Below are 7,811 nucleotides of genomic sequence, written 5' to 3' on the forward strand. Positions count from 1 at the left end.
CTTATCCGAGCCGAAAAGAGCCGCTCTACTGACGCACTACCCGCGTGGTGTACACCGCCCTTTGTGATTCAATCCTGATCAGGTACACTCCGGCTTTATCGGGCACCACAAAGGGGAAACGCCGGTTCACAATCATGGATTCGTTAAAGAGCATACGGCCCGATACATCGAACATGGTTACCTGCATGCGGTCGCTTTCCGGTACTTCGATGGTGATGAAACCATCGCTGGTGGGCGACGGAAATGCCTTCAATCGCTCTGTGGGCCTCGGTTGGCGGACGCTTGTTACGAAATCCACGATGGATGCCTCGTTGATCAGCTCGGGAGTGTGATCGGCACCTTCGAACATGTCGCGGAAAAGGTCAATCTCATCAGACTCAAAGTCGAACATCTCGTCCAGCCATTTTCTCGGCACCGCCTGGTAATATACCTTGGCCGACACATTGAGCGGGCCATCATAACCATTCAGCGGAATGTGGTAGTGAACATCATCCGTACCGCTGCCTTCTACCCCATCTATGTGGTTGAAGTTCTCATCGGTTAAAGCCAGACCGGCAATAAGAGTGGTATCGTAGGCGAAATGCGAAGTGGAGAAACCCACAGGCGTGAGCCGGTTGTCTTTGATGGGGAACGCGGCCCTGAGCAGCACGGTGGTCGGGTCGCCATTCACGTCGCCCATCACCATTTCGTAGATCTGCACTTTCGAAGGATGATTGATTACATCGTAATGCGGCTCGTAGTCTTCATCACGATCAATGATGTTGTAATCTTCGTCGAGCAAGCCCGAGGCGAAAAGTGTATCGCCCACTGCATCGGTCACCACAAATTCTATAAAGGCGAGCCTTGCCGGGTAACCCGACGGGAATTTATGTCCTGCTTTGTTGAAGAGGCGCACCCGGTACCGGGCGGTATCTGCCTCGATGCCCTCTGCGGTCAATTCCATATCGAGGGTGTGGTTCTGCAATAAATCGCGTGTGCGGGCAATCACCGTGTCGAAATGCGTTTCGTTGGCGGTGAGCATCAATTCGCTGATGTTATCTTTCAGCAGCTTGAGTATGAATGTATTTCCACCCACCATGTAGTGTAATCCGTATGGGCTCCGGCCTTCCAGAAAGCTGTATCCGGTTGAAAGGACAACATCATCTTCGATGCGCGGCAGGTGGCAGCTTTGGCAGCTTTGGTCATCAACGTAAATGGAGTTCACCCACTCGTGGTAGGTGGCTTGTTCAACAAAGTGATTACCGGTAAGCACGCCATTCAAATCAATGGTTTCGGTGACCAGCGTATGGCAACCCGCGCAGAAATCGCCGGTTTCCACATGCGGGCCGTACTGTGCATCGAAGCCTACCCAGGCCATCATGGGACTTCCAAAAATGGGCGGTGGCGCATCGTACGGACCGTAAAGCACATCGGTGGTGTACTTGAGTTTTCCTGAGAAAAGCAGGCCAATACTGTCCTGGCTTTGCTGGTGGCAGGCGGCACAACCCACCCCATCCATGGCCACCGGATCGAGCAGCATGTCGGAAATGCTGTAGTGGCTTTCGCCCATAAATTTGGAAGCATAGTGACCCTGGGGTGCGTGGCAGGAAGTGCACTTGTCTTCTATGGCGGCCTTGTGCATGGGGTTTACCATGATTTCGTGGCTCACCTTGGCGCGCCAAAATGGGTCGCGGGCGGAGTTGGCCATCATGGTTGCCCGCCAATCGTCCACTACGTTTACATCGTTTCCGTTTGCATCCACAGAGGCGAAACCTATTTCGTCAAACCCGTGACAACCTGCGCATTCTCCGGATGCTTTAAACAGACCATTTCCCCCGATGGGCAGGTCCATATTGGAGCGCAAGGCAAAATAGTCGAGCTCGTCTTTGGTGTGAAAGGCCTCAGCTTTTCCGGATGGCTGAATGTAGGTCATGGCAAGCACCACCACAACGATGGCGAAAAGCAGAACCGGAAAGCGGTGTTGATGAATAAAATGGCTCATACGCAGGATGGTTTCAAAACCAAAGGTACAAAACCCATAGCTGCCATGAACGATTCGGAAGACTGTATGCGAACAAAAATTCGCAGACGAATGGAATCCCGACTAATCGAAAAAGAAGAAGAAATACAATGCCGCGTGCGAAGGCTTCATGCTGTCGTAGAACCCGATGGTTGAGCGGGAGCTGTTCATCACCCTTCCGTCTTCGGCAAATCCGATGGTGGAGCGCGAGGAGTTCATCACACGCCCGTCTTCAATAAACCCAATGGTTGAGCGGGAGGAGTTCATCACGCGGCCGTTTTCAATAAAACCGATGGTTGAGCGCGAGGAATTCATTACGCGGCCATCCTCAATAAAGCCGATGGTTGACCGGGAGCTGTTCATCACCCGTCCGTTTTCGATAAAGCCTACGGTGGTGCGCGTGGAACCCATCAGGCGCTGTGCTTCAGCAGAAAAAGTAAACATACACAGAAAGGCGGCGAGAAAAAAGAGGCGGTATTTCATGGGGCGGAATTTGTGCTTTCGGAGGCATAATTTGTGCCAAAAATAGTGAGATTTAATGCTTGAGAAGCACATCGAAATCCATTGATTCGCATGCGTAATGTTGGCAGGTTGAAGGGTGAACGACAGCCCGGTTCATCGCACTTTTCAAAATAGATACCTTTATCCCCTTCCTATCATACCGATGCAAGACTATTCTTTTTTGTACGACAAAAGCATCATTCAAACCATAAGCCTTGTGGGAGGCATACAGGGCTTGATTCTCAGCGCCGTAGTACTCTTTTTTTATCCGCGTATTCACCGAAATTCCAACATACTCTTAAGTCTTTTTATTCTGTCGGTGTCGCTGGTACTGCTCGGCCCGCGGCTCAAAGGTCTTCATATCATCTGGCTGGTGAATGGGTTGCGCTTTACAACGCTCATGTTGCTTTACCTGTACATTCGAAGTCTCTATCGCTACATCAGTTGGAAATCCGAATGGTGGAATATACTGGTTCTCCTGCTTCACCTCGGACTGAGTTACCTTGAATGGCGCATAGGTTCACCCGGTTATCGTTTGGATTCCATCTATTCGGTGGCGATGACCAGTGCCGACCTGGCCACGATATTGTTCTATTTCATACTGTTGTTTAAAAACCTTGGGCAGTATAGAGCCAAAATAGAGAAACATTTCTCCACGATGCACCACATAGGGTACCACTTCTCTTATCAACTGGTTATCGGTTTTTTGGCTATCACAAGCTATCAACTTATGGTGTTTGTGTATTTCACCATCACGGCAAATTTCCAACATGGACCTGTGCTGGCTCTCGTGAACAACGGCCTGTTTATGGTCTTTTTGTACTTTATCACCATCCGTGGTAAGTTGTCGCCACTGATCTACAAATTGCGACGCATCGCAGACAACCGCACGCAGGCCCCGCAGTCTGACCCTGCCCTGGAACCTGTCATATCCAATGATTTGCAAGCCATTGCTGAAAGAGTAACCTTTTTGTTGAAAGAAGAGAAGGTATTCCTGAATCCTGAACTTACCCTTCGGGGTCTTGCGGAAAAATGTGACGAAAAATCTTACCTCGTGTCGCAGGCCATCAATCAATGTTTGGGAAAATCCTTTTTCGAGCTCATCAATTCTTACCGCGTGGAGGAAGCCCAGAGGCTGATGCTCGATTCGAAGCATGACCACTTGTCGCTATTGGGAGTGGGTTTTGAAGCAGGTTTCAACTCCAAAACCACGTTCAACACTACTTTTAAGCGAATCACAGGAATGACACCCAACGAGTTTAAAAAACAGCACCTTGGTTAAAGTAGAACCTTAGGTCGAACTTCTCAAACAGGTTCGGTTTTGCAAATCCGAACACGGGCGGCAATGCACCGTTGCACTTTTGTGGCGAATCTCAAAAATCGTTCGTTATGAAAAATGCAAACACATGGCTTTTCGCAGCCCTGGTAATTTTTACTCCGGTGTACCTGGCTGCCCAAGCCAACACCTTTCAAAATCTCCACGCATACCTTGAAGCACTTACTGAACAGGAAAAATTTTCAGGGGTAGTTCTGGTTCACAAAAATGAGGAGAATGTTTTTCACCGAAGCTATGGACTGGCCGACAGGGAGCGCGTATCACCCATGCAAACCGACCATGCTTTCCGTATCGGTTCGGTAACCAAGTCATTTACCGCATTGTTGATTGCACGGGAGGTAGAAAAGGGCAAACTGAGTTTGGAAACCACCGTGGCCGATTTCATTCCTGACTATCCGAGGGGCGATGAAATCAATCTGGTTCATTTACTTTCGCACACATCCGGAATAGCAAACTACTTTGCCATGCTAAACGAGGAGCTCTACGAGTCGCATCAACCATCGAACCTCATAGATTACAGCCGCAGCCACGACCTGCTTTTTGAACCCGGCGAAGGTTGGGATTACAGCAATACCAACTACGCCATACTGGGGTACATGCTGGAGCGCTTGCACAACAAACCGTACGACACCATTCTCAAGGAGCAGATTTTCACCCCCTGCAACATGCACAACTCAGGCATTGATGAGTCTGAAGTATCCGGAATGGCCAGGGGCTATGAAACGGGTAAAACGGGCGAATTGGAGCTCTCAGAGTTGGTACATCACAGCGTGTCGTACGCTGCCGGAAATATCATTTCCAATACAGAGGATATGCTCAGGTTTAGCAAGGCACTTGCAAATGACAAACTCATCAGCAAGGAATCATTCGCGACTTTTACCACACCGGTAAAAAACGGTTATGCCCTGGGGTTTATGTCGCATCACAACCACGGCCATCCATATATCGGTCACAATGGAGGCAACCACGGCTATCAGGCCAACTGGAAGTATTTTCCGAATGAGAACATGCACGTTGTTATTCTATGCAACTCATATTCTGCACCTTTCGGAGATATTGTGGCCACTGTGGCCGATATACTTTTTGACCAACCTTTTGAAATACCTGTTGCCCGACATGAGATTATTCTCTCACCGGAGCAACTGGCAGCATTTGAAGGCGCCTATCGCGTGTCGGACGACATGATTTTTGAAGTGAAAATCCGGGACAATCAACTCACTTTTCAGGCTACGGGCCAGGATGCCTACCCGATCTTTCCCTATGATCAACGCCATTTTTTTATCAAGGGCACTGATATAACAGTAGCATTTGAAGAAAACGGCAACAAGGAAATCACCGCCCTTGTGTGGACTCAAAGCGGTAACGCAAGTCGATTTGAAAAACTGGATAGCACAGAATAACCTCAAAACATTTTAATTGAAATGAAGAGCAAGGAGCAAAAACTACGGCAAATAGTACAGAACCTCACCTATCACAAGTTTGTACACGAGGCTTGTTTGCATCTCGAAAAGCTGGATGGCACGTCGTCACTTCGGTCATGTTTTGGCGATTTACCGGAGCATCGACCCTTTTATGTGGCAAGTATCAACAAGCTCTTTGTAGCCGCCTTGATTTTTAAACTGGTGGAAGAAGAAAAAATTCACCTTCACACTCCTATTCACCATGTGTTGCCCTCTGCCTTAACAGACGGCCTTCATGTGTACAACGGCACCGACTACAGCGATACCATTACCGTGAAGCAGCTGCTGTCGCACACCTCCGGACTTCGATGCTACCTGATTGATCGTCATCCCGATGGCACCACCATGATGAATCGGCTGCAACGAGGTGAAAACACAGCGTTGACCCTTGAAACGGCCGTAAAAAGAGTTCGGGCTATGCGTCCGGCTTTTGAACCCGGCAAATCAGGTAAGGCGCATTATAGCAATACCAACTATCACTTGCTGGCGGGGATTGCCGAAACGGTTACGGGTGTACCCATCGAAAAGCAAATGCAGGAAATGTTTGTGAAGCTGGGAATGCGCAGCACTTTTGTGATTGCTCCCAATGAAAAGCGCGACTATCACCCAGTGCGATTCAAAAACACCCGCCCTCCGCTTGACGCATTTTTTGGGGCATCACGCTACGATGTGGCTTCTACAACTCCCGATTTGATTCGTTTTTTGAGGGCCTATATCACCGGCGAGCTTTTTCCTGCGGACAAGGTGATGGAGGGGCAACAATGGAATCGGATTTTCTTTCCGTTTCACTACGGCACAGGATTACAGCGCTTCAGTATTCCGCGCTTTCTGTCTCCTTTCCAGGCAGTACCCGAAATGTGGGGGCACAGCGGTTCGGTAGGTTCGGCGTTGTTCTTTTTACCCCGGCACAACATTCTTGTGGCAGGAACCACCAACCAGCTTGCCACCCCGCAACGCATTTACAGAGGCATTATACAGGCTGTAAAGGTTTTTGAAGGCCCATAGTGCTGTTCTGCAAGGCGATTTTGTCCGTGAGTCAGAGACATCCGGGTTCAACAGGAATGCCAGACGTATTGGTGCAGTAAACGCTCTGCTCTTAAGCCCTCCCCCTCACTGTTTCACCCATTGCAAGGTATGGCGCTCACCGCCGGCATCATAAACTTCCAACAGGTACCAACCCGGACTCAGGGCAGAAACATCGAGATCTATTGCGGTTTGCGTGTTGCCGTTCTGTGTGTAAAGCTGTTGGCCCGATACGTTAAAGATGCGGTAGTGGCGTATTCCCTGCTCGTACTCCAGCCGCAGACTGTGTGTGGCGGGGTTTGGAAAGGCTTTGGGGCGGGGTGTTTGGATTTCTGCCACCGCTGTAAGTGCATCCATGTCAATCATCAACTCGCGGAAGGTTGAGCCGATGACTTGCTCGTTGCGGATTTCATCTACCCGGATCACCACCGTCCAGCGGCCCGGCAACACAGGCATGGTAAGCAATCCGGTTTGGGGATCTACAGAAACTCCAATGGGCAATACGCCACCGGGAGTAACGGCTGCCAGGCTGTACTCCAGCAAATCATCATCGGGATCAATGGCGGCAGCGTTGTGCGAAACCGTGTTGTTCTGTACACTGATGTCTCCGGGCCAGGCCTGGATAACAGCAGCGCTGTTCGGCCCGGCAACCGGCGAAAGGGTTAACTCAGCCATCAGCAATACTACGGTGTTTTGGGATTGCGGAATATTTTCAATTCCGGCCACGCGAAAGCTATCCACCACCTGAATCACGTAGGATCCGGGGCTCGGGTAGGTATAGCGCGCAGCGTAGGTCCAGCGCTTTACGCCGTTGGCAGACTCCCCTTCTACTCCATTGAGCCACATTTCCGGGACCTCCGAGCCGGGGTTCCACTGAATAGATGAGCGGTCTGTTTGTGAATCGGCCATCACATCCAGGTGAATTTCAAAGTCGTAGGTATTGCCGCTTACATGGCTGTAGTGAATTTCGCCGCCGCGGATATCCTGTGCCACAGCACCGGGTGCAAGCAAAACAACCAGCAGGCCCAGCAAATAGGTGCGTGTTTTCATAGGGTTGAAGATACAGAGAAAAAACAATCAGCGCTGCATGTAGGTCAACTCCTTCTAAATTGAGCCGCAAAGGTTATTACATCAATATGAACCGCGAATGGAATATGCAGAGCATACTTTCCGCGTTGACCAGGCAATTTGGCTATCCGTAGTAAAAGTGGAAATCGTAATTCCATTGGCCATCCAATTTTTCGATGTCGAAGCGATACCAAACAGCCTGGCTGATATTGATCATGATGTTGTGCTTCTTTGATCCGGACCCATGATAGAGCTCAAGAAAATAAGGCACGCCACTTTGCACCACTACATTACCACTTGTAAAGTCTAAGTTGGTAAAGACTTTTTCTGAGCCATCGGCCAGGTGCAGTGTGTAGGTTACCCCACAAGAGTTGCATTTGATAGAGCTTTGTAATTCGCGCAGAAAATCACCTGCAAACACAAA

The 7,811-nt window shown here is 49.6% G+C and carries 7 protein-coding genes; 3 read left to right on the forward strand and 4 right to left on the reverse strand.

Features of this window, described 5'->3' with window-relative positions; translation table 11 throughout:
- Positions 1 to 25: 25 nt before the first annotated feature.
- Both EA392_02815 and EA392_02820 read right to left on the reverse strand, forming a co-directional pair.
- Positions 26 to 1,981, reverse strand: coding sequence for a T9SS C-terminal target domain-containing protein (locus tag EA392_02815; protein TVR40951.1), 1,956 nt, complete (start codon positions 1,979 to 1,981; stop codon positions 26 to 28).
- 102 nt (positions 1,982 to 2,083) lie between these two features.
- On the reverse strand, positions 2,084 to 2,443 hold the full coding sequence (locus tag EA392_02820; GenBank protein ID TVR40952.1) for a hypothetical protein: 360 nt from the start codon (positions 2,441 to 2,443) through the stop codon (positions 2,084 to 2,086).
- A gap of 220 nt (positions 2,444 to 2,663) precedes the next feature.
- On the opposite strand from EA392_02820, the gene EA392_02825 reads away from it, so the two are divergent.
- From EA392_02825 to EA392_02835, 3 genes are all read left to right on the forward strand, one after another.
- Positions 2,664 to 3,782, forward strand: a complete 1,119-nt coding sequence (locus EA392_02825; protein ID TVR40953.1) for an AraC family transcriptional regulator — start codon at positions 2,664 to 2,666, stop codon at positions 3,780 to 3,782.
- Positions 3,783 to 3,889: 107 nt separating this feature from the next.
- Positions 3,890 to 5,236, forward strand: coding sequence for a serine hydrolase (locus EA392_02830; protein ID TVR40954.1), 1,347 nt, complete (start codon positions 3,890 to 3,892; stop codon positions 5,234 to 5,236).
- A 21-nt stretch (positions 5,237 to 5,257) separates the two neighbouring features.
- A complete protein-coding gene (locus tag EA392_02835) occupies positions 5,258 to 6,301 on the forward strand; it encodes a class A beta-lactamase-related serine hydrolase (protein ID TVR40955.1) in 1,044 nt (347 codons plus the stop codon).
- 105 nt (positions 6,302 to 6,406) lie between these two features.
- On the opposite strand, the gene EA392_02840 is transcribed toward EA392_02835, so the two are convergent.
- Positions 6,407 to 7,369: a T9SS C-terminal target domain-containing protein gene (locus tag EA392_02840; GenBank protein TVR40956.1), complete on the reverse strand. Its 963-nt coding sequence runs from the start codon at positions 7,367 to 7,369 to the stop codon at positions 6,407 to 6,409.
- A gap of 142 nt (positions 7,370 to 7,511) precedes the next feature.
- Positions 7,512 to 7,811: hypothetical protein (locus EA392_02845; GenBank protein ID TVR40957.1), on the reverse strand; the 300-nt coding region annotated here is incomplete at its 5' end.

The organism is Cryomorphaceae bacterium, from assembly GCA_007695365.1.
In the GTDB taxonomy this organism is placed as follows: domain Bacteria; phylum Bacteroidota; class Bacteroidia; order Flavobacteriales_D; family SKUL01; genus SKUL01.